Consider the following 22571-nt stretch of genomic DNA (forward strand, 5'->3'; position numbering starts at 1 on the left):
GCGGCCGTCAGGAGACGGCGTTGAGGATCCGCTCCCGGCCCTCGGGCGGGCCGTCGAGCAGCCGTCGCGCCCTGGCCTGCAGCTCGGCCACGGACTCCAGGTCGTCGGAGATGTCGGAGAGGTCCGACGAGGCGTTCCGTGCCGTGTCGGCGGCCTCGCGGGCGGCGTCGAGCCGGTCGGTGAACTCCGCGGCCCTCGTGTTCACCGCGTTCGTCGCGGCGCGGCGGAGGTCGCTCTGCAGGAGCCGGGTGGCGTCGCGGATCTGCTTGCTCATCGCCATCTGGTACTCGTCCATCATCCCGCGCAACATCGACTTCGCGTCGCCGCGGCGGCGGTCGAGCTGACGCTTGCGCTCCCCGGAGAGGGCCGCGCCGCCGAGCGCGACGGCGCCGACGCCGGCGCAGACGCCGATGACCCAGCCCGGCAGGGTGAGGCCGATGAACCGGGACAGGACGATGGCCATCATGACGCCGCCGTAGGTCGGCATCATGATCGCGAGCATCCGCGCGGGGGCGGGCGGGTTGCCGCCGCTCTCGGACTTCCGCGCCTTGAGCTCGCCCACGAGGCGGTCGGGAGGGGTGACCGGCAGCGAGTCGACGCGCTCCGCGGGAGCGCCGAGCTGCTCGCCCAGCTGGGCGGCGATCTTGCGGCTGCGCTCGAGGAGCAGCGAGTAGACGTCGTCGGCCTCGACGGCGAGCCGGTGGCGCAGCCAGCCGTCGAACGTCTCCGAGGTCTTCTTCGGGTCGCTCGACTCGATCGACTCCTCGCCCTCGGCGATGACGGTGCGGGCACGCGTGCGCAGCGCGAACTCCGCGTCCGAGCTGAGCGCCGAGAAGCCCTCGCCGAGCAGCTGCGGCCACTCGCGCGAGCGGGTCTGGAAGTCCTCGAAGTGGGTGCGGGCGCGGTCGAGCTCGGCGCGCAGCCGGGCGGTGCGGCCGGGGTCGGACAGCTCGGTGCGCCGGGTGCGCAGGTCGATCTTGAGCGATTCGAGCGCGCGGATGCACTCGGCGGCGGCGTCACGGACCGTCGCGGGGCCGGGATGACGGGACAGTGCGGTGCGCGCGGTCGTGAGCTTACGGATGAGGTCGTCGCGGTCGTTGGCCTCCGACCCCTGGATGCACAGCTCGATGATCGCCTTCGCCTCTCCGACGGCCGCGTCGGCTCGGGGTGGGTGGGGGGTGGCGTTCATCCGTGCTCGTCCTCTCGTCGACGCCGCGGGCCGCCGGGCGTCCGTTCTGATCTCCTGGTGACGATCGTGCGCGGGCGGGCCCGCGGAGGCGATCGAGAGGTCCCTACACCTGTGGGGTGAATCCCGAAGCGAAGGGTAGGGCACGCCCCACGATCGTGAACAGCCGCCGCCGGGCGGCGCGGCTCCGCGGTGCCCGGAACGGCGTGTCCAGCGGGATTCGCGCCGCCGAGGTGGCCGCGATCCGCGGAAACTTCCGTACGGTGTGGGGCCACGCGGCCGACCGGATCCGGCCGGTCGTCGAGAACATCCAGCCCGACACCGGGAGGGACGCGCCGTGACCACCACCTCCGAACCGCTCGTCGTCGAGTTCCACGTCGCGGCACCGCCGTCGCATGCCTTCGAGGTGTGGACCAGCCGGATCGCGACGTGGTGGCCGCCGTCGCACACGATCTCCGGCGACCCCGCGTCGATCACCGTCGAGCCGCATGTGGGCGGGCGGGTCGTCGAGACCGCCCCGGACGGCACCGAGCACACGTGGGGCGAGGTGCTGGTGTGGGAGCCGCCGGAGCACCTGCGGCTGCTGTGGCACCTGTTCTTCGACCGCGAGGAGGCCACCGAGGTCGACATCCGGTTCGTCGCCACGGCCGGCCGGACCAGGGTGCACATCGAGCAGACCGGGTGGGAACGGCTCGGGGCGGCGGGCGCGCCGCGGCGGGAGCGGACCGGCGGAGCGTGGTCGTCGATCGCCGCGCACTTCGTCGCGGGCTGCGAGGCGGGGTGGAACTGCCACGGCTGATTGCCCTGCGGCCGGGGTCGACGCCAGGGCATATTCCTGGGGGCCTATTCCTGGGGGCCTATTCCTGGGGGCCGGTCTCCCACAGCCCGTGGTCGAGCGTGCCCGCGAGGAACCCCAGGACGAGCGCCGCCACGAGCTCGGGTGCCTCGAGCGGGAGCGAGTGGGTGCCGGGCAGGATCGCGAACCGCCCGGCGGGCAGCGTGTCGGCCACGGCCTTCCCGTGCGCGACGGTCACCTCGTCGCGGTCGCCCTGGAGGACCAGCGTCGGCGCGGTGACGCCCGCGAAGCGCCGCAGGTCGATGTCCGGTTCCCGGGCGAACATGTCGAGCAGCTTCCCGACGACGACGGGGAAGTGGTCGGGCCCGTCGGGCGAGGGATGGGTGCTGCGCAGGAAGGCCGGCGGGTCCGCGCGCATGGCCTCGAGCGTCCCGAGGAACTCGGGGCGGGCGATGCCGTCGGGGGAGTAGTACTGCCCGATGAGCACCTGCCGGGCCACCAGCTCGGGGGCGCGCATCGACACCAGCGCCGCGACGACCGCGCCGTCGCTCCAGCCGACGAGGTGCGCGGGCCCGCCCACGGCCGCGCGCAGGAACGCGATGGTGTCGTCGGCCATCGCGCCGTAGGTGATCGGTCCCGGGACGTCGGGGGTGCCGCCGTGGCCGCGCCGGTCCGGCGTGAGCACCGTGTAGCCGCCCGCCGCGAGCAGCTCCGGCCACGGCCCCCAGGAGTCCGACGCGACGATCCCTCCGTGCAGCAGCACCAGTGCCGGACCGTCGCCCGTGCTCTCGAAGTAGGTGGGCAGCCCGTCGACGTCCAGGATCGGCACGTCGACGACGGTAGCCCCCGGCGACGCCCGGGGCGCCGCCCGCGTCGGGCGAGCGCGACGGTCTCGCCCACCCGACGGTCGCCGCGGTAGGCGTCGTCGGCCGGGGGTGTCTCCATGGGGTTGTCGAGCGGCTGCGGCCGCGGGCGGCAGGGTCGGGACGCGCGGTGGTGCGGAGGGCGCAAACGCCCCACCCCAGGAGGTGGGGCGTTTCCGGACTGCGCGTCCGGTCGACCGCCGGTCGGTCGCACGACGGAGGTCAACCTCGGCAGCTCGTGCCGAGCCCGAGGAGTAACAGCCCGACACCGTCGAGCGCAGGCGTCGGAGAGACGCCGGTCCGCCGGCAGGCCACGGGCACCGGCACTCACGTCGGAGAACTAGCTCCGCGCAGCGTCCGAGTCGAGCTGGAGCCCGAACTTCGCAGGGCCGCCGTCGCTGTCATCGCGTGGGACGAGGAAGTACTCGGCGCCGGCCGGAACGAGCGTCAGCAAGAGCCGTGCCGACTCACCGCGCACCTTGACCCCGTGTGGGACGCCCTTCGGCAGTGCCCCGTAGGAACCCGCTCCGACCTCGATCTTCTGATCACCGACGAACGCCGTGATCGCACCCTCGAGGACGTAGACGGTCTCGTCCTCGCGCGTGTGGGTGTGGATCGGGCCTTCGTCGCCCGCCCGCACGTTCCACTCGACCACCGACCACTGCCCGCCGGTCTGGTTGCCCTCGACCTTCAGCTCGGCCGTCGAGCCGTTGGCGGACGTGACCGTCCGCCCACCCTGCGGTCCAGTAAGAACAGCATCGTTCAGGCTCATTCCAACTCCTTGGTCGATCATCGAACGTGACTGGACTAGTAAGACCTAAAAATACTAGCGGTCCGTTGCTGTGCCGTGCGTGCACCTACCGGGGTTGCCGTGTCCGCCGGTCGGCGGTCCACCACGTCACGCCGTCGTCGATGCCGACGCCCCGCCGCTTCCTCGTGCGTACCGTGTGGCACCACGGGGCCGCTACCTCTACGTTCGGCCAGGCCGGCTACTCGTCCAGGTTGGGTCGGAGCCCTCACTCGAGTGATCGCGGCCGCCGCGTGACCGACAGATGGCCAGTCAGCTCAACTGGACTATCTGGTTCGCATATAGAGCCACTTCGTAGCGGGGTCGAAGCGCTCAGCTGTCGACCGGGCGGTCCTCTCCGCCGCAACGTCGTCCTCGACGAACGGCTTGCTGCGGGCTGATCGGCGGGAACGCGACGTCGAAGGCGACGCCGCCGGTGTCGCGCCACCGGGAGCCGACCCGGGCCCGCTCGACATGTCAGCGCCCGTCATCGCCGGGGCGTCGGGGACGAACTCGTCGAGCGCAACCCAGCCGCCGGGCCGGGAACGCGCCGGTCGTCGGCCCGGTCGCGGGCCGGTAGGCACAGTGCGGGCAGTACTCGCGCCGAAGCCGGTTGTCGAGCCGGCCATGGCGGCGGTGCACGAGTTCGCCACCGCACCGCACCGAGCAGCATGGCGGCCGCCCCGACGATCAGGCCGTGCGCCGCGGCCTCCCGCGGCTGGTCCGCGCCGGCGGGTGGCCGCCTGCGAGGGCCGGGTCGGTCAGCCGTCCTCGCCGCGCAGCAGCGGACGCAGGTCGTCGAGCCGGTCGAACAGGTGCCACACGTAGGCCGACGCCCCGTTCTCGCGGTGGGGATGCAGGTCGGCGAGTGCCGGGTCGTCGCGGTAGCCGTCGAACGCCGCCTCGGACTCCCACTCGACGACGATCATGGCGGTGCGCGGGGTGACGTCACCGGTCACCGCGCGGCGGAACCGGCCGAGCGCGACGACCCTGCCGCCGTGCGCCCGGACCTCCTGCGCGGACCGTCGCGAGTAGGCGAGGTACTCGTCGCGGTCGGCGACGTCGAAGAGGTTGAGGGCGTAGACCGGGCCGTTCGACGCCGGGCCGTTCGATGCGGTCATCAGGGCTCCGTCAGGGTTCGGGTGGCACGACCGTAGCCGTCCCGCACCCCGGCGGGCCGACGACGGTGCACGGCGGGCACTGTGCGGGCCCGACCACCGTGCGATGCTCGGACGGACCGACCGGTCCGTCCTGCGGCCGCGGCCGGCCGGCGCCCCAGCACCCGAGTCCGAGCGAGGAACCCGACGCGATGAACCGACCCGCGACCACCGGCCCTGCGGACGACGTCTACGCGGCCGCGCCCGGCGCGGACGAGTACCTCGAGCGGTTCGACGCCGCCGGTGCGGCCCTGCTCGACGTGCTCGCGGAGCGCGACCCGGACGACCCGGTCCCGTTCTGCGAGGGCTGGCTGCTGCGCGACCTCGCGGCCCACCTGGCGCAGGTCTACCGGTGGGTCGCGGTGATCGTGAGCGAGGCCAGGGCGCAGCGTCCGCCCGCCGCCGAGTTCGCCGCGATGCTCGACCCGGCCGATACGCCCGACCTCGCGCGGCGGCTGCGCGCGGCGCGCGACGGGCTGCTGGCGGTCCTGCGTTCCGCGCCCGCCGACCTCGACTGCTGGACGACGTGGGACGTCGCGGCGCCGGCGCGGGAGTTCTGGGCGCGGCGCATGCTGCACGAGACGCTGGTCCACGGCGTCGACGTCGTGAACGCGGGCCGGAGCACGCCCGCGGGCGGCGAGGAGATCGACCGCGCCGTCGCCGTCGACGGGATCGACGAGATCGTCTGCGGGTTCGCCCGCCGCTACGGGCGGACGCTGCGGTCCCCGGACCCGGTCGGTCTCGGCGTGACGTGTGCCGCGACAGGGCTGCGCTGGTGGGCCCGGCTCGGGCCCGACGAGCCCACCTTCGGTCGCGGCACCGCACCGGCCGGAGTCGACGTCGAGGTCACCGGGCACCCCGGTGCGCTCCTGCTGCTGCTGTGGAACCGGCGTCCCTACACCGGTCTCGACGTGCGCGGCGACTCCCGCGTGCTCGACCTCTGGGCGGCCGGGGCACACCTGTGAGGCGCCCGGTCGTGACGGGGCCCGGTCGTGAGAGCGCTCAGTCGAGCCCGAACACCCGCTTCGAGGCCGCCCACGCCGACCCGGGGTTGGCCCGGTGCGGGTTGCGCTCGATGATCGCGCGGTACAGGCCCTCTGCGTCCGCGGCCTCGGCGGCGAGCGCCTCGAAGTCCTCCAGGTAGGTCAGCGTCGCCCGGATGTGGCTCGCGTCGTCGGCGGAGTCGAGGTGCTTGTGCCCAGCCACGGCCGTGACGGCCCCCAGTTCGGCCAGCCTGCCCAGGGTGGCACGCCACGACGCGCGGGTCCCGGCGTCGGTCTCGGCCAGGAAGATGTGCGTGTCGTTGTAGACGACGTCACCGGCGACGAGCAGCGCCGCGTCGGGCACCCACAGCACGGTCGTGGCGGCGGTGTCGGTGAAACCGGCGTCGAGGATCTGCAGGGCGTGGCCCTCCAGGTCGATCGTGTCGCCGTCGAGTGCCTCGGGCACGACCTGGTCCTGGCGGATCGCGCCGGGGAAGCGCACGTTCCAGAAGCTCTCGAGCACCGGGCGCGACGCGTGCTCGCGCGCCTTCGCGACCGATCCGGGCGTCGCGACGGCACGGGCTCCGGGGAACGCGTCGAGCAGGTCCGCGACCCCGAAGAAGTGGTCGCCGTGGCCGTGGGTGACGTAGATCGTCGTCAGGTTGACGTTCTTGTTCTTGACCCACTCGACCAGCTCGGCGTTCTGCTCCCGGGTGACGAACGTGTCGACGAGCACCGCGTCGCGCTCGCCGCTGATCAACGTCGAGGTGTTGGTCACCCAGCCGAGGCCCTCGGGGAGGAACGGCGCGTCGCGCGTCAGGGACTCGCGCGTCGTGACCAGCACGTCCCATGTGAGACCTGAACGCATCGATGGTCCTTTCGGTGTCGGGGATGTGTCTGCGGGATCGGGTCGCCGCGGACGGGTCCGGGTGCTCAGCCGAGGGCCGCGCGGGCCGAGCCCCACAGCGCGCCGCGGTTCACCCGGCCGCCGTGTGCGTCGAGCATCAGCCGGTAGAGCCGCTCGGCCGAGTCCGCCCGCTGCAGCGCCTCCTCGAAGTCGTCGAGGTACTGCACCGTCTCGGCGACGATCGACGCCGGGTCGTCGCGCGTCGGCCGCTTGTGGCCCGCGACGACCGTCCTCGGGTCGAGCGCGGCGATCTTCTCCAGTGCCGCACGCCATTGCGCGCGTTGTGGGGCGGGCGACTCGGCGAGGTAGAGGTGCACGTCGTTGTAGGCGGCGTCGCCCGCGACGACGAGGTCGAGCGCGGGCACGTGCAGCGCCGTCGTGTCGTCGGTGTCGGTGTGGCCGAGGTCGACGATGCGGATCTCGTGTCCCTCGAGGGCGAGTTCCGGCGCCGGGAGGGCCTCGGGCACGACGAGGGTGTCGGGGATCGCGCCCGGGAAGCGCGCCTCCCAGAAGCTCTCGACGAAGTCCGGGGTGTGCTGCCGTCCGATCGCCGCCACGACGGTCGGGGTGGCGACGGCGCGGGCCCCCGGGAAGCGTCCGAGCAGCGTCGACAGGCCGAACCAGTGGTCGCCGTGCGCGTGCGTGACGTAGACCGTCGTGAGCGTGCGGTCGAACGTCTCGACCCAGTCGGCGAGGGCGGTCGCCTGGGCGGCCGTCAGCGGGACGTCGACCAGCAGCGCCTCGCGCTCGCCGTGGAGCAACGTCGAGGAGATCGGCGACCACTCGCGTTCGGTCAGGTCCGGCGGCAGGTCGGACGTCACGTACGGCCGCCCCGGGGTCACGTGGACGGCCCACTGCAGGTCGCGGGACACGGAATCGCTCCTTCGCGGAGGTTCGGTCGGTCCGGGCCGGGCGGCTCGGGCCCCGGAAGAGGTCAGGCTTCCTGGAAGAAGTGCCTCGCCGGGACGACGCCGTCGAGGCGGCGGCCCAGCTCGGCGGAGAACTGCAGGGCGCTGCCGAGCGGGCGGTGGTGGATGGCGATGTGCTCGATCGCGCCGTCGGCGTTCGCGGTGAGCACGGTGACGCCCCGGTACTCCGTCCCGCTGTCGGCCGCCGTCGCGCGCCACTCCAGGAAGGTCCTCGCGCCCGAGGTGACGGGGTCGGTGAAGACCAGCTCGCCGTAGATTCCGCTCGCCGCGGCCATGACCGACCGGACCGCCTCCAGCCCGACGACGGGCTCGTGGAGCGTGGCGGCCTCGAGCACGACGTCGCTCGCGAAGGTGCCGCCGAAGGCGGCCTTCGTCCTGTCCTCGAACGCCTTCGACCAGCCGGCGGCGACCGTGTCGCCCCCGGTCCCGCCCGTCCCTGCAGCCATCGCGGTACACCCTCCTCGTCGTGGGCGCGGGGCCGGACGATGTGTCCGGCCGCGCCGGGCCGGCCGGCGCTCGCCTCGACGACATAATCACAACGACTTTGCCTATGTCTACGCGAGGTGAGCGCCGTAACGGGCTGGGGCGGGTCGCGCCGCAGCGGCCGCCCGGTCATGCCCCCGTGACGCACCCGACGGGCTGCTGCCTGTGTCCGACACGGCTACAGTGCAGATGTGGGCTGGCCGGCTACCGAACGCTTCGAACTCGTCGTCGCCCCTGGCGGGCTGGCGCTGATCCAGGATCTGCTCAACACCCGTTCGGCGCGCCGACCGCCCTCGCCGGACCTCCTCTCCACCGTGGCGCAGGCCCAGGCGTGGGCCGACGAGGCGCTCGAGGCCTGGGCGCTCGCGGCCGGGCAGGCGCGGCGCCGGGCGCGGCTCACGAGGGCCGACGTCGAGCAGCTCCGCACCCTGCGCGACCAGCTCGTCGTCGCCGTGCGCGCGCCGGGTGCCCCCGTTCCGGACGCCCTGCTCGGGCTCTCGGTGCGCTCGGCCCGCGGCGCGGACGGCGCGCTGCTGCTCGAGCCGGTGGGCCGCGGCTGGGAGCTGGTCGCCGGGGCGGTGCTGCTGGAGCTCCACCGGGCCCGGGAGCTCGACACCTGGCGCCGGGTCAAGACCTGCCGCAACGAGGCCTGCCCCGGCACCTTCTACGACCGCTCGCCCAACAACAGCGGTGCCTGGCACGACGTCCGCAGCTGCGGCAACGTCGCCAACCTCCGCGCGGCGCGAGCACGTCGCCGGATGCGTGCCACCTCCTCCTGACCAGGAGTGACGCCGGACCGGGAACTGGCACCGTCGGGTGAGCTCGAACGGGTGGTGGCCGGGGCCGGACGAAGATCGTCACGCGCTACTGTGACGCGGGCGTCCGGACCAGCGGAGGGGCGACAGTGACCCGTCAGGATCGTCGTTCGTGACCGAACCGCTGCCCGAGGGCGTATACGAGCGGCTGCGCACATCCGGTCTCGATGCCACGCTCGCCGGCCACCCCCACCTCGTCCCGCACTTCGCCGACGTCGAGGAGGCCGACCAGCCGCACGTGCTCGCCCGCCACGTCGCCGTCGTGTTCCGGAGGGTGCTGGAGTCCGAGACCGACCCGGAGCGGCGGATCGCCCTGACCAACGAGGTGCTGACGCGCATCGCCGCAGCGGGCGAGGACCTGGACGGGAGGATCGAGCAGCTCGTCGTCCTGAGCCGCGAGATCGCCCCGGGCGTGCACCGCCTGGTACGGCCCAGGACGTCGCTGTCGGCGGCGGCGTTGATGACGAACACCCCCGGCGAACCGTCGCTGTCGGCCGAGCTGCGCTCGGAACTGACCTCGGCCGACGCGGTCGACCTGCTGTGCGCCTTCATCCGGTGGCCGGGGCTGCGGCTGCTGCACGACGAGCTCGGCGTGCTCCGGGACCGCGGCGTCGCGCTGAGGGTCATCACCACGACCTACATGGGCGCGACCGAGCAGCGCGCCGTCGACGAGCTCGTCCGTCGGTTCGGTGCCACCGTGCGGATCAACTACGCGTCGGCGACCACCCGGCTGCACGCGAAGGCCTGGCTCTTCCGCCGCGGGACCGGCTTCGACACCGCCTTCGTCGGCAGCAGCAACCTGTCGCGGTCGGCCCTCGTCGACGGGCTGGAGTGGAACGTCCGGCTCTCCGCCGTCGCGACACCGGACCTGATCCGGAAGTTCACCAGCACGTTCGACACCTACTGGGCCGACCCGGCGTTCGTCCCCTACGACCCGGACAACGCCGACGACGCCGCGCGCCTCGCCGACGCACTCGGGCGCGCGCGGACACCGTCGGCCGACCGGACGCCCACGGGCCTCGAGGTGCGCCCGCTGCCGCACCAGTCCCAGATCCTGGAGGCGCTCGACACCGAGCGGGAGGTCCACGGCCGGCACCGCAACCTCGTGGTCGCGGCCACCGGGACCGGCAAGACGGTCGTCGCGGCGCTGGACTACGCCCGGCTGCGGCGCACGCTGCCCAGGGCCCGGCTGCTGTTCGTCGCGCACCGCAAGGAGATCCTCGACCAGTCCCGCCGCACCTACCGGGCGGTGCTGGCCGATGGGGCCTTCGGTGAGCACTACGTCGGCGGCGAGCGTCCCGAGCGGTGGAACCACGTCTTCGCGAGCGTGCAGGCGCTCGGGGCCTACGGCGTCGAGCGCATCCCGCCGGACCACTTCGACGTGGTCGTCGTCGACGAGTTCCACCACGCCGAGGCCGCCGGTTACCGGCGGCTGCTCGCGCACCTGACCCCGCGGGAGCTGCTGGGCCTGACGGCGACGCCCGAGCGCGCCGACGGCGCCGACGTCCGCGACCAGTTCGGCGGCCGCTGTGCCGCCGAGCTGCGCCTGTGGGACGCGCTCGCCGACGACCTGCTGGTCCCGTTCCACTACTTCGGCATCGCCGACGACGTCGACCTCAGCGGTGTGGAGTGGAAGCGCGGCGGATACGACGCGGCCGCGCTCGACGCCCTCTACACCGGCAACGACGCCCGCGCGGCGAAGGTCGTCCGCGAGACCCGCGACAAGGTCACCGACGTGCAGGCCATGCGGGCACTGGGCTTCTGCGTCTCGGTCGAGCACGCCGAGTACATGGCCGAGGTGTTCACCAGGGCCGGGATCGCGAGCCTCGCCGTGAGCGGCCGTACCCCGGCCGCCGACCGGGCGCGGGCCCTGCGCCGGCTGGCCGCCCGCGAGGTGAACTGCCTGTTCACCGTCGACCTCTTCAACGAGGGCCTCGACCTGCCGGAGGTCGACACGATCCTCCTGCTGCGCCCGACGCAGAGCGCGACCGTCTTCCTGCAGCAGCTGGGCCGTGGGCTGCGGCGAGCCCCCGGCAAGGCCGTGCTCACCGCACTGGACTTCATCGGTCAGCAGCGCCGGGAGTTCCGCTTCGACGTCCGCTACCGCGCGCTGACCGGCAGCAGCCGTCGTGGCCTGGCCGAGGACATCGAGCAGTCCTTCCCGTTCCTGCCGTCCGGTTCGGCGCTCGTCCTCGACCGCGTCGCGCAGCAGATCGTGCTCGACAACGTCCGCCACAGGCTGCGGTTGCGCCGTCGGGACCTGGTCGCCGACATCCGCTCGCACGGCGATCTGGCGCTCGCGGGCTACCTGCGTGCCGCCGACCGCGAACCGGCCGACGTGTACCGGGACAAGGGTTCCTGGACCGCGCTGCGCCGCGACGCGGGCCTGCCGACCCTGCCCCCGGGCCCGGACGAGGACGCCCTGCTCCGCAGGATGGCCACGCTCAGCCACGTCGACGATCCCGAACGCGCGCAGGTCTACACCGCGCTGGCCGACCCGTCAGGGCCCGGCTACCACGAGCTGACCGAGCGGGAGCAGCGGCTCGCCCGGATGCTGTTCTTCCAGCTCTGGCCCAACCGCAACGGGTTCACCGGCTACGACCAGGGCCTCGCGCACCTGCGCCGGCATCCGGCGGTGTGCGCGGAGATCGCGGAACTCGTCGCGTACACGCTCGACACCGCGCGCCACCTTCCCCGCTCACTGGGCGAGGGCCTCACGCACATCCCGCTGGCGAGCCACGCGCACTACCGGCGCGAGGAGATCCTGGCGGCGCTCGACTGGGCGGGCACGGCCCGCAAGGCATCCGGGCACGCGACGGGTGTGGTGTGGGCGCCGGAGCACGCCACGGACGCGCTGCTGGTCAACCTCCGCAAGACGGAGCGCGACTTCTCGCCGAGCACGATGTACCGCGACTTCGCCGTCAGCCCGGAGGTCTTCCACTGGGAGTCGCAGAACGCCACGTCGCTGCGCTCGGACACCGGGCAGCGCTACGTCCACCACCGGGAGCGGGCCACCCGCGTCGTGCTGTTCACCCGCGACGCGCCCTCCGACGACCTCGGGCCGGGCGCGCCCTTCCTGTGCCTCGGCCAGGTCGACATCGAGAGCCACCGCGGCGAGAGGCCGATCGCGATCACCTGGCGGCTGCGCCGGCCGATGCCGGCCGAGACGTTCCGCATCGCCGGGGTCGCGGCCTCCTGAGCGCGAGCGTGTCCGGGCCGGGCGGTGCGCGCGGGTCGGGCAGACTGCACGCGTGCGGTCGCCGACGATCACCCCGCCGCCCCGGCCGGTGGCGGTCGCCGCCGCGTGGCTGATCGTCCTCGTCGTCACCGTCGTGGCCGTGCTGTCGGTGTCGCCGCCGTCGCCGCGCACCGACGTCCCCGCCGGCGAGCCGTCGGCCGCCGCGGCGTTCGCGCACGTCGAGCGCATCGGCGCGCAGACCCACGTCGCGGGCTCGGCGGCCGCCGACGGGGTGCGCACCTACATCCTGGACACGCTGCGCGGACTCGGGATCGACGCGCGCGTGCAGGACGCCGTCGGCGTGCACCCCGGCGACCCGGTGCAGGCGGCGCGGGTGCGCAACGTCGTGGCGACGCTTCCCGGCACGGCACCGCAGGCCGGGCGCGGCCGGGTCCTGCTCGTCGCGCACTACGACTCGGTGCAGGTCGGTCCGGGCGCCAACGACGACGGCGCCGGGGTGTCGACGCTGCTGGAGTCGGCGCGCGTGCTGCGCACGACCCCGCTGCGCAACGACGTCGTGCTGCTGTTCACCGACGCCGAGGAGGCGTGCCTGTGCGGGGCGGAGGCGTTCGTCGCCTCCGATCCCGTTGCGGCGCAAGGTGGAGTGGTGCTCAACGTGGAGGCCCGGGGGACAGGTGGCCCGGCGATCATGTTCGAGACCACCCGCGGCAACGCGCGGCTCCTCGACGTCTACGCCGACGCGGTGCCGCATCCGGTCGCGACGAGCTTCGCCGTCGAGGTCTACCGCATCCTGCCCAACGACACCGACTTCAGTCCCTTCCGCGACTCCGGCCGCTTCACCGGTCTCAACTCCGCCTACATCGACGGGGTCGCGGCCTACCACTCGCCGCAGGACACCCCGTCGCGGATGGACCGGGGGAGCCTGCAGGCCCACCTCGACGACACCGTCGCGCTCGCGCGGGCGTTCGGCGGGCAGGACCTGCGCGAACTGTCCACGCCCGCGGCGCAGGACGCGACGTACTTCCCGGTGCTCGACCGGCTGGTGCGTTACCCCGGATCGGCGGTGTGGCCGCTCGCGGTCCTGGCGGCCGTCGCGGTGCTCGCGCTGGCCGTCGTCGCGCGACTGCGCCGGGCGGCGAGCGTCCCGCGGCTGCTCGTCGGCCTGGTCGCGGCCGTCGTGCCGCTGCTGGTCGCGCCGTTGCTCGCGCAGGGCGGGTGGCTGCTGCTGGTGGCGCTCCGCCCGGACTACGCCGACGTCAGCGGCGACGTCTGGAATCCGACGTGGTACCGCTGGGCGGTCGTCGTGCTCGTCGCGGCCGTCGTGCTGACCTGGTTCGCGCTGCTGCGCAAGGCGGTCGGGGCGACGGCGCTGACGGTCGGCGGGCTGGCCTGGCTCGCGGCGCTGGGCATCGCGCTGGCCTCGCTCGCGCCCGGCGGCTCGTACCTCGCGACGTTGCCGGCGCTCGTCGGGGCGGTGTGCGTGCTCGTCGCGGTCGCGGTGGGGCGCACCGGCGTCGGGGTGGCGGCGGCGACGGTGGCGGCATGCGTCGGCGTCGTCGTCCTGGTCCCGACGGCGGTGCTGTTCTTCCCGGCGCTCGGCATGCCGGTCGCCGCGGTGCCGGCGTTCGTGCTGGTGCTGGCCACGCCTACACTGCTGCCGCTGCTCGACCCGCTGCTGGGCCGGCGGGCCGGCTGGCAGGGCCCGGCCGCGTTCGTCGTCGTGGTGGCGCTCGGGGCCGCCGGGCTCGTCGCCGACCGGCCCGACGCCCAGCACCCCGTCCCGTCGCAGCTCATGTACTCCCTCGACGCCGACACCGGGCAGGCGCGGTGGGTCAGCGAGCAGACGCGGCCGGGCACCTGGACGGCCCGCTACGTCGACCGGCGCGAGCTGGTCCCGCAGCTGCTCGGCATGTCGGGCCTGTTCTGGACCGGCGCCGCGCCGACGGCGGACCTGCCCGCCGCGAGGGTGGACGTCGTGTCGGACGTCGCCGGCGACGCGGGGCGGACGGTCACCGTGCGGGTCGTCCCCCAGCGGCCGGTCCGGCTGATCGCGCTCCGCACCGCGAACGGGCCGGCCGTGCGGGCCGCGACGGTGGCGGGCGCCCCCGTCGGGGTGCGGGACGGGTCGCTCGACCTGATCTTCCACGCGCCGCCGCCCGAGGGCCTGGAACTGCGGCTGGAGCTGGCCGCGCCGGGACCGGTCGACCTCGACGTGCTGGACGGCAGCGACGGGCTCGCCGGGCTCCCGGGCTTCACCCCGCGCCCGCCCGACGTCGCGGTCGCGGGCAGCCACACCAGCGAGCTGGTCGCGGTCACCCGCACCACGCGGATCTGACCGCGACCCGATCGCGCGCCGGGGGCGCCACGCACGGCGTGCCGGGTCGTGCGCGCGTCGACCGTCAGCGGATGCGGCGGCGCACTACGACCTGCGGGTCAGTGCGACGACCGGGATCTCGCGCGTCGTCCGGCCCTCGTGGTCGGCGAAGAACGGGTAGGTCTGCTTGAGCATCGCCCATGTCGTGGCGCGGTCGTCGCCGGTCAGCGGGGTCGCGAGGGCGTCGTAGGTCTCGTCACCGACCTCGACGGTGACCTCCGGGTCGGCCACGAGGTTGGCGTACCAGTCGGGATGGCGCGGCGCCCCGATGTTCGAGGCGACGACCAGCAGCCGCTCGCCGTCGCGGTGGAACATCATCGGCGAGGTGTGGCTGCGGCCCGAGCGGCGCCCGGTCGTCGTCAGCAGGAGCAGCGCCTCGCGGTGCATCCCCTCGATCTCGCCGCCCGCGCGGAACTGCTCGATGACACGGCGGTTCACCGCCGCGATGTCGTCGGGGACCGTCATGGCCGCACCTCCTCCGGCGGCGGGGCCGTGACCAGCAGCGAGTGTCCCTGGTGCGGCTCGAGGTCGATGGTGAACCCGAGCAGGTCGTCGACGACGCCGACCTCGCGGTCGGTGAACATGTCGGTGACGACCGAACCCGGCAGCAGGTGCTCCGAGCGGACGGTCGCGGTGACGTCCTCGTTGGCGAAGTTCAGGACGCCGACGTGCAGCGTCCCGGCCTCGGCGAGCCGGTGGACCAGCACGAGGGTGCCGCGGTGCGAGACGTCGGGGACGTCGATCTGCTCGCTCGTCGCGATGCCGTAGCGGCGGCGGACCGCGAGGATCGCCTGCAGCTGACGGGCGAAGCTCGTCTCGTCGGCGAGCTGCTCGGGCAGCGTGCCGTAGAGGCTGCGGCCGCGCGGCATCCCCGCGAGGCTGCGCGTCGCACCCGGGTCGGCGCCCATCAGGTCGTGCGCGCCGCGGTTGATCCACCGGGTGTCGCCGTGGTCGAGCAGCGCCGTGACCTCCGACGGCGGCAGCGTCAGGATGCCGCAGAGATCCCAGCCCGACAGCGCGAAGACGCCGGGCTGGAGCGCGTTGAACATGGCGAGCAGCAGGTGCGCGCGCATGATCCGGGCGCGCACGGCGTCGTCGATGCCGTCGAGCCGGGGCACGCCCAGGATGGCCGCGATCGCCGACGTGGTGGTGCAGGCGATGCCGTTCGTCGTGAAGATCAGGTTGTACGGGTGCTCGGGCCCGGTCAGGGCGGCCACGAGGTCGGCGCGGACGGCCTCGGCGATCTCCTCGCCCGGCGTCGGCGCGCCGCGGAACGGGTAGAGGTCGTCGCGGTGGCCGGTGGACCAGTGCAGCAGCTCGTAGGTCAGCTCGTCGTGGTTCTGCAGCGCGTGCACCAGCGCGGCCGGGTCGACGCCCAGGTCGAGCGACGTGCGCAGCGTCAGCCGCAGGAACTCGCTGTCCCCGGTGGCCAGCGCGTGGTGGTAGGCGGGCCGGTTGACGAAGTCGTAGGACAGGTCCGCCCCGGCCTCCGACGTCTGCTTGATGTCGTCGATCGTGAGGTTGAGCTCCTGGAAGGTGAAACCGCCCAGCTTGCGGACCATGCTGCCGATCAGGTGGTTCGCCGCCTGCGACAGCGGATGCCCCTCCGACCAGGCGGGGAGCCCCTCCGTCGACTTCTCGACGCCGAGGAAGCCGTTGGCATCGAGGCGGAGCGCGCCGGAGCCGAGGTCGGCCAGCGAGTGCAGGGCGTCGCCGATCACCAGCCGCATGCCGGCGAAGGACGGGTCGAGCCAGTTGACCGACGGCTGGCCGTCCTTGAAGTAGTGCAGGTAGACCCAGCGCCGCTGAACGCCGTCGACCCCGACGACCGGGGCCGTCGCACTCCAGTTCGTCTCCTTGACGCCCTCGGCGAAGAAGATCACCCGCTGCAGCCTGCCGATGATGTAGCCCGACTTCTCGAGCCGTTCCTCGGTGGCCGCGTCGAGGTTGACCGAGTCGCGGCCGGGGGGCACCTCGGGAAGCAGGTTCCAGTCCTCGGGCTCGATCTCCACCATGTGGTAGATGCCGGGGTAGTCGCCGTACTTCATCTCGGCGAGCCGGAAATCGGCGCCCTTGCCGGTGTGACCGGGGACGATGTCGTCGATGATCGTGCCGCCGTGCCAGGTCGCCATGCCGCACATGGCCCGGAACTCGGCCTCGGTGCCGAAGGCGGGGTCGATCTCGGTGCTCATCCGGTCGAAGTGGCCGTCGACGCTCGGAGTGGTCCGCCAGCCGGTGATGCCGCCCGCGCGCTTCACCGGGCCGGTGTGCACGCCCTCGATCCCGATGTCGGAGAACGCCTTCCAGAGGTCCTCGTCGGCCAGTGCCGCGAGGAACGACTCGTCGGGCCGGGTGATCAGCGACAGCGGGTAGGCGGTGAACCACACCGATGCCGTCTCGACGGCCTGCCGCGGTCCCGGGTTGGCGAAGGGGTTCTGCCACATCGTCCCGGAACCGGAGAACTGGCGGGCGATCTCGTTGGCGTCGGCCAGCATCGACTGCGACAGCAGCCACGACACGTACGCCGGGTTGGTGCCGGTGGGCTCGCCGTCCTGGGTGACCGAGCGGCGGGGGACCGGGCTCTTCACCCGGGCGCGATGGCGGAGGCTGCGTGGGCGCGCCGGATGGTAGTGCTCGGCGTAGGTGATCTCGCTCGGCTCGTGCTCGGGGGACTGCTCGACTGACATGTGGGGACTCCGGAAGATCGCCGCGCCGGACGGGCCGTCGCACCGGGCCCGTCGCAGGGGTGAAGGTACCGGTGCGGACCGCGCCCACCGCGATGGCCGGACCCGCGTTTCGCCGTCGCCGAACGGTCGCCGCGGGCGCAGGCGACGTCAGCCGGCGGTGGCGTCCGGCGGTGCGATGCGGAGTACCCGATCGCGCCCGGCGAGGAACCCGGCGATGCCCTGCGGGACGTAGAGCGCGAGCAGTGCGACGAGCGAGACGGTCCACCCGTGGGTGAGGTCGTGCAGCGCGCCGACGGCGAACGGGCCGGCCGCGGCGAGCACGTAGCCGACGCACTGCGACATGCCGGAGAGCTGGGCCGCGTGCGCCGCGTCGGGGCTGCGCACCCCGACGTAGGTCAGCGCGAGCCCGAGCGCCGCGCCGTAGCTGATCCCCGCGACGACCGAGGCGACGACCTCCAGGCCGGGGACCAACGTCGCCCCCACCCCGGCGACGCCGATCGCGGTCACGACGAGTGAGAGCCCGCGCTGGTCGCGGGTGCGGGCGGCGAGGACGGGCGTCCCGAGGCTGCCGATGATGCCGGTGAGGCTCACCGTCGAGACCAGTGCTCCCGCCGCTGCGGGCGACCAGCCGCGTTCGACGAAGATCTCCGCGAACCACGCCGAGGCGGCGTAGAAGCCCAGCGACTGCAGGCCCATGAACACCGTGACCTGCCACGCCAGCGCCTGCCGGCCCAGACCGCGCACCCGCGGGGCGCGCACCGCCGGTCGCGCCACCCGGCGCAGCTGCGGCAGCCAGCACAGGATGCCCAGCACGCCCCAGATCACCCAGACGCCCAGCCCGAGCCGCCAGCCGAGCCCGGCCGCGTCGGCCAGCGGCACGGTGACCGCCGCGCCCAGCGCGCCGCCCAGCGAGATCGCCGCCGAGTAGACCGCGGTCATCATCCCGGTGCGGTGTGCGAAGTCACGCTTGATCAGGGCGGGCAGCAGCACGTTGCCCGACGCGATCGCGGCACCGATCAGTGCCGTCCCGAGATAGAGCGCCCACACCGCCGGGACGAGCCGGACCACGCAGCCCACGGTGATGACGCCCAGCACCGCGAGCAGCGACCGTTCGATGCCGATCAGCCGCGACATCCGCGGTGCGACGGGCGCGAGCAGGCCGAAGCACAGCACCGGCAGCGCGGTCAGCACCCCGCCCGCGGTGGCCGAGAGCGCCTGGTCGGCGCGAATCTCCGAGAGCAGCGGCCCGACACCGACGATGGCCGGGCGCAGGTTCAGCGCGACGAGCACGATGGCGGCCGTGGTCCACCACGGCACCCCCAGCGGCGCGCGTCCGGAGACGGTCGGCGACGCGGTCCCGGCGTCCGGGGCGGTCACCGCCCGGCCTCGACGTCCGGTCCTGTCAGCGCCGCCCCCACGCGTCCGAACGTAACACTCCGCGTGCGTGCCCCGGCCCCGATCGTGAGCCGGGCCGCTCTCGCTACCGATAGGACGCCGCCTGCAGCTCGTAGAGCTCGGCGTAGCGGCCGCCCGCGGCGACGAGCTGGGCGTGCGTGCCGCGCTCGCGGACCCGCCCGTCCTCCAGCACGACGACGAGGTCGGCCATGCGCACCGTCGAGAACCGGTGGGAGACCAGGACGGTCACCGCGCCGTTGCGCTCGGCCCCCCGCGCGGCCGCCGAGGCGTAGCGCTCGAACATCGCGTGCTCGGTCGGGGCGTCGAGGTTCGCGGTGGGCTCGTCGAGCACGACGAGCAGCGGGTCGTCGCGCATCATCGCCCGGCCCAGCGCGAGCTTCTGCCACTGCCCGCCGGAGAGCCCCCGGCCCCCGGTGTAGGTCGAGCCGACGAGGGTGTCGAGCCCGTCGGGCAGGGTCTCGGCGACGGACGTGGCGCCGGCCCGGTCGAGCGCCCCGGCGACCGCGTCGGTGTCGTCGAGCCGGGCGAGGTCGCCGACGCCGACGGTGTGCCGCACCGGCAGGTGCAGCCGGGCGAAGTCCTGGAAGGCCGCCGTGGTGCGCGACCGCCAGGCGCCGGGCTCGATCCCGCTCAGCGGCCGGCCGTCGACCTCGACGGTGCCCGCGTCGGGGCTGTACATCCCGAGCAGGAGCTTGACCAGCGTCGTCTTGCCCGCGCCGTTCTCCCCGACGATCGCCACCGTCGAGCCGGCCGGCAGGTCCAGGTCGAGACCGGTGAGCACCGGCCGCTCGGCGCCCGGGTAGGTGAACGACACGTCGCGCAGCCGGATCCCGTCGTGCAGCGCGTCGGGCGCCGGGTCGTGGCCGCGCGCCGCGGCCTCGGCGGCCGCGTGGTCCTCCAGCCAGAACATCCGGTCGGCGACCGTGAGCGTGCTGAGCAGGGCACCGGAGCGGACGGCCGCGGTCGCGAGCTGCGCGCGGGACCGCCGGATCAGCGTGACCGCCATGAGCAGGGCACCGGCCGATAACACCCCGTGGGTGGTCTCGACGACGACGAACGCGATCGCGCCCATCAGCCCCGCCGCGTAGATCGTCCAGCCGGTCGCCTGGATGGCGAGGACCTTGAGCGCCTCACCGCCGGTCCGCCTGTCGACCGCCGCGGCGAGCCGCGCGTGCTCCGCGCCGACGTGGTCGGCCAACCCGTAGGAGCGCAGCTCGGCGGCGGAGCCGGTCGTCGTCGCCAACGAGAACAGCAGGCCCGCGCGGCGCTGGTCGTGGGCGACCTCGTCCTCGTTGGTGCGGATGATGCGCTTGGCCCACCGGTCGGCCAGCAGCGGCGGGACCGCGGCCACCGGGAGCAGCAGCAGCCACGGCGACACCGACGCGAGCAGCACGAGCAGCGCGACGATCCGCGCCACCGACGCGACGCTGCCCATCAGCTGCCGCGGAGCGCCTGCCAGCGCCCGGCGGCGCGAACTGATCTGCTCGATCTCGGTGAGGTACTCCGGACGTTCCAGGTGCTCGAGCCCGGGGACGCCGCTGACGAGCCGCACCAGCCGCGCGGTGTGGAAGATGCTGACGCGGTCGGACAGGGCCATCGCCTCGGTGGCGCCGATCGCCTGCAGCACCCAGGTCAGCGCGAGCAGCCCGCCGACGAACAGCGCGCCCAGCACCAGCTGGCGGGTGTCGTGGGCGAGGGCGCCGTCGAGCAGGATGCGGAACCCGAGCGGGTAGCAGGTCGCCGCGACCCCGCCCACGACCAGCAGCGCCGTCACCGCCGTCATCAGGCCGGGGGCGGCGCGGAAGCCGTCGAGCAGCATGAGGTGCAGCAGCCGGATCGCCCGGCGCGGGACGCGCTCGCCCGGCTCGGGGGAGCGGGGCCTGTCGCGGCGCGGTGCGGGCGGGTCGGCCAGCGCGGTCATCGGCGGCCACCCGCCCGGCGCCGCGGCCGGCCCGCGTCCCGCCGGCCCGGCGGGCCGTCGCGGAACCTGGCCGCCTGTACCTCGTACATGTGCGCGTAGGTGCCGCCGAGCGCGACGAGCTCGTCGTGCGAGCCCCGCTCGGTGATCCGGCCGCCGTCGAGGACGCAGATCGTGTCGGCCCGGCGCACGGTCGAGAAGCGGTGGGAGATGACGACCGTCGTCAGCCCGGCGGTGATCTCCAGGAACCGTGCGTAGAACTCGGCCTCGCCGCGGACGTCGAGCGCCGCGGTCGGCTCGTCGAGGACCAGGACGCGGGCGCCGTGCCGGGTCGCGAACAACGCCCTGGCCAGCGCGAGCCGCTGCCACTGGCCGCCGGACAGGTCGACCCCGCCCGGCAGCTCCGGCGACAGCACGGTGTCCCAGCCGTCGGGCAGCGTCTCGACGACGGCCGCGAACCCCGCCTGCGCGGCGGCCGCGTGGACGCCGTCGGCGTCGGCGAGGTGTGCGAGCGCGCCGTAGGCGACGTTGTCGTAGGCCGTCGCGGGGTAGTGCACGGGCTCCTGCGGCACCACCGCGACCTGCCGCTGCCACCGGGCCGGATCGAGCTCCCGGGCGTCCGTGCCGTCGACGAGCACCTGGCCCGAGACCGGGTCGCGCAGCCGCGAGAGCAGCCCGACGAGCGTGGTCTTGCCGGCGCCGTTGACCCCGACCACCGCGGTCGACGTACCCGCCGGCAGCTCGAGATCGATGCCGGCGAGGACGTCGTCGTCCTGGCCGGGGTAGCGGAAGTGCACGTCGGCGAACCGGATCGACGCCCGCGGCAGCCCGGCCGGCTCGCGGGCACCACCCGGCGGTGCGGCCTCCCTGGCCAGGTCGCGTTCGAGGCCTTCGACGTCGGGCAGCCCGGACATCGTCCACGCGACCGTCAGGTCGTCGAAGGTGACCGAACCCGCCGACATCGTCACCGCCAGCATCGGCAGCAGCGTCGCGAGCGCGGCGAGGCCGACGTCGTGCGCGTCGCCCCCGATGACCAGCAGCGCGCCGACGATCCCGACGGCCACGACGACCACGCAGCCCAGTGCCCGGCGGTGCAGCCGGCGCATCCCGCCGACCGCGGAGTCCAGCGCTGCGCCGTACTCGGCGCCGTAGCGGTCGGCGACGAACCCGTCGAGACCGAAGACCCGGATCTCCTTGGCCGCCGCGGCCCGGGTGCCGAGCGCGGCGAAGTAGCCCGCGCGTCGCATCGCCGTCGTCTGGCCGCGGTGCTCGGTGGCGAGCACGACGACGGTGCGCAGCATCAGCCGCCGCACGACGACCCACATCACGAGCAGGACCAGCCCGACCCACCACTGGTAGAGCGCGACGACGCCGCAGGCCAGCCAGCCCGACGCCTGCGTCGCGACCGAGCCCGCCCAGGTCACCGGCGCGTCGCCGGGGAACATCCCGGTGAGCCTGCCCTCGGCGCGGGCGAGCCTGTCGAGCACGTCGGCGTCCTCGAGGTGCGCGACGCCGACCGGTTGCGAGACCGCGCGCAGCAGCCTGCCCTGCAGCGCGCCGGTGATCCGGGTGCGGGCGGCGATGCCGATCGCGCTGCCGACGGGATCGAGCACGAGCGAGAACGCGTAGACGACGGTCGCGACGACGAGCCCGACGACCAGCCGGTGCCCGTCGGGAGAGCCGAGGCCGTGCTCGGCGGCCGCGGGCACGGCGCCGACGACAACCCCCAGCGCGACGACGACCCCGGCCGGGGCGACCGTCGTCGCCGCCGCCCAGACGGCCGTCGCCCATGCCAGCGGTCTGCTCGTCGCGGCCAGCAGCCGCAGCACCTCGCGCCCCGACGCCCGCCGGCCGGGGTCGCCGCTGAAGCTGCCGACCGCGGTGCGGGTGCCCATCGTCGTCACGGGCGGAGATTAGGTCGGCCCACCCACGCCGTGCGACCCGGTAGATCCGGCAGGATCCGGTCGTACCTGACGGTTCCGGATGTGTCTGCGCAGGTCAGGGAGGGGGCGAACCACCGTCGAGGACCAGGCCGGCCCGGTCATGTGGGCTCTCTTCCCGACCGGTGCCC

The 22571-nt window shown here is 74.0% G+C and carries 18 protein-coding genes; 6 read left to right on the forward strand and 12 right to left on the reverse strand.

The features are described from left to right. Positions 1 to 7: 7 nt before the first annotated feature. A complete protein-coding gene (locus PSD17_RS11325; protein ID WP_013676156.1) occupies positions 8 to 1189 on the reverse strand; it encodes a hypothetical protein in 1182 nt (393 codons plus the stop codon). Between the two features lie 203 nt (positions 1190 to 1392). Between PSD17_RS11325 and PSD17_RS11330 the strand changes: the two genes are divergently transcribed. Together PSD17_RS11330 and PSD17_RS11335 are read left to right on the forward strand one after the other, a co-directional pair. Next, a complete protein-coding gene (locus tag PSD17_RS11330) occupies positions 1393 to 1527 on the forward strand; it encodes a hypothetical protein (protein ID WP_013676155.1) in 135 nt (44 codons plus the stop codon). Next, positions 1524 to 1985: an SRPBCC domain-containing protein gene (locus PSD17_RS11335; RefSeq protein ID WP_339122604.1), complete on the forward strand. Its 462-nt coding sequence runs from the start codon at positions 1524 to 1526 to the stop codon at positions 1983 to 1985. Before PSD17_RS11330 ends, PSD17_RS11335 begins: the two co-directional genes overlap by 4 nt. 58 nt (positions 1986 to 2043) lie before the next feature. Here the strand turns inward: PSD17_RS11335 and PSD17_RS11340 are convergent, their stop codons facing one another. The 3 genes from PSD17_RS11340 to PSD17_RS11350 form a co-directional block, all read right to left on the reverse strand. Next, positions 2044 to 2811 (reverse strand): alpha/beta fold hydrolase, encoded by a 768-nt coding sequence (locus PSD17_RS11340; RefSeq protein WP_339122605.1) that lies wholly within the window; start codon positions 2809 to 2811, stop codon positions 2044 to 2046. A gap of 374 nt (positions 2812 to 3185) precedes the next feature. Then, positions 3186 to 3617 carry a cupin domain-containing protein gene (locus PSD17_RS11345; protein ID WP_339122606.1) on the reverse strand — a complete coding sequence of 144 codons (432 nt, stop codon included), beginning with the start codon at positions 3615 to 3617 and terminating at the stop codon, positions 3186 to 3188. A 776-nt stretch (positions 3618 to 4393) separates the two neighbouring features. Beyond that, complete coding sequence (locus PSD17_RS11350) at positions 4394 to 4753, reverse strand: DUF1330 domain-containing protein (protein ID WP_013676151.1); 360 nt, start codon at positions 4751 to 4753, stop codon at positions 4394 to 4396. 188 nt (positions 4754 to 4941) lie between these two features. On the opposite strand from PSD17_RS11350, the gene PSD17_RS11355 reads away from it, so the two are divergent. Then, on the forward strand, positions 4942 to 5754 hold the full coding sequence (locus tag PSD17_RS11355; protein WP_339122607.1) for a maleylpyruvate isomerase family mycothiol-dependent enzyme: 813 nt from the start codon (positions 4942 to 4944) through the stop codon (positions 5752 to 5754). 37 nt (positions 5755 to 5791) lie between these two features. On the opposite strand, the gene PSD17_RS11360 is transcribed toward PSD17_RS11355, so the two are convergent. From PSD17_RS11360 to PSD17_RS11370, 3 genes are all read right to left on the reverse strand, one after another. Further along, positions 5792 to 6640, reverse strand: a complete 849-nt coding sequence (locus tag PSD17_RS11360) for an MBL fold metallo-hydrolase (RefSeq protein WP_339122608.1) — start codon at positions 6638 to 6640, stop codon at positions 5792 to 5794. A gap of 65 nt (positions 6641 to 6705) precedes the next feature. Continuing rightward, a complete protein-coding gene (locus tag PSD17_RS11365; protein ID WP_339122609.1) occupies positions 6706 to 7551 on the reverse strand; it encodes an MBL fold metallo-hydrolase in 846 nt (281 codons plus the stop codon). Positions 7552 to 7613: 62 nt separating this feature from the next. Continuing rightward, a complete protein-coding gene (locus tag PSD17_RS11370; protein WP_339122610.1) occupies positions 7614 to 8054 on the reverse strand; it encodes a nuclear transport factor 2 family protein in 441 nt (146 codons plus the stop codon). 228 nt (positions 8055 to 8282) lie between these two features. Here PSD17_RS11370 and PSD17_RS11375 point away from each other — a divergent pair, with 228 nt between their 5' ends. The 3 genes from PSD17_RS11375 to PSD17_RS11385 all read left to right on the forward strand — a co-directional run bounded on the left by PSD17_RS11375 (position 8283) and on the right by PSD17_RS11385 (position 14440). Then, a complete protein-coding gene (locus tag PSD17_RS11375) occupies positions 8283 to 8870 on the forward strand; it encodes a CGNR zinc finger domain-containing protein (protein ID WP_013676146.1) in 588 nt (195 codons plus the stop codon). Between the two features lie 148 nt (positions 8871 to 9018). Next, positions 9019 to 12105 carry a DUF3427 domain-containing protein gene (locus tag PSD17_RS11380; protein WP_339122611.1) on the forward strand — a complete coding sequence of 1029 codons (3087 nt, stop codon included), beginning with the start codon at positions 9019 to 9021 and terminating at the stop codon, positions 12103 to 12105. 52 nt (positions 12106 to 12157) lie between these two features. After that, positions 12158 to 14440 (forward strand): M28 family peptidase, encoded by a 2283-nt coding sequence (locus tag PSD17_RS11385; protein ID WP_339122612.1) that lies wholly within the window; start codon positions 12158 to 12160, stop codon positions 14438 to 14440. Between the two features lie 84 nt (positions 14441 to 14524). Here the strand turns inward: PSD17_RS11385 and PSD17_RS11390 are convergent, their stop codons facing one another. The 5 genes from PSD17_RS11390 to PSD17_RS11410 form a co-directional block, all read right to left on the reverse strand. Then, complete coding sequence (locus tag PSD17_RS11390) at positions 14525 to 14944, reverse strand: nitroreductase family deazaflavin-dependent oxidoreductase (protein WP_103382295.1); 420 nt, start codon at positions 14942 to 14944, stop codon at positions 14525 to 14527. After that, positions 14941 to 17166 carry a maltose alpha-D-glucosyltransferase gene (gene treS / locus PSD17_RS11395; protein ID WP_013676142.1) on the reverse strand — a complete coding sequence of 742 codons (2226 nt, stop codon included), beginning with the start codon at positions 17164 to 17166 and terminating at the stop codon, positions 14941 to 14943. The genes PSD17_RS11390 and treS overlap by 4 nt, the downstream gene beginning before the upstream one ends. A gap of 147 nt (positions 17167 to 17313) precedes the next feature. Next, on the reverse strand, positions 17314 to 18543 hold the full coding sequence (locus PSD17_RS11400) for a CynX/NimT family MFS transporter (protein ID WP_013676141.1): 1230 nt from the start codon (positions 18541 to 18543) through the stop codon (positions 17314 to 17316). Positions 18544 to 18646: 103 nt separating this feature from the next. Next, positions 18647 to 20503 carry an ABC transporter ATP-binding protein gene (locus PSD17_RS11405; RefSeq protein WP_103382296.1) on the reverse strand — a complete coding sequence of 619 codons (1857 nt, stop codon included), beginning with the start codon at positions 20501 to 20503 and terminating at the stop codon, positions 18647 to 18649. After that, positions 20500 to 22395 carry an ABC transporter ATP-binding protein gene (locus PSD17_RS11410; RefSeq protein WP_339122629.1) on the reverse strand — a complete coding sequence of 632 codons (1896 nt, stop codon included), beginning with the start codon at positions 22393 to 22395 and terminating at the stop codon, positions 20500 to 20502. Before PSD17_RS11410 ends, PSD17_RS11405 begins: the two co-directional genes overlap by 4 nt. Between the last annotated feature and the right edge of the window lie 176 nt (positions 22396 to 22571).

Origin of the sequence: Pseudonocardia sp. D17, from assembly GCF_036984265.1 — a bacterium.
Lineage (GTDB): Bacteria > Actinomycetota > Actinomycetes > Mycobacteriales > Pseudonocardiaceae > Pseudonocardia > Pseudonocardia benzenivorans.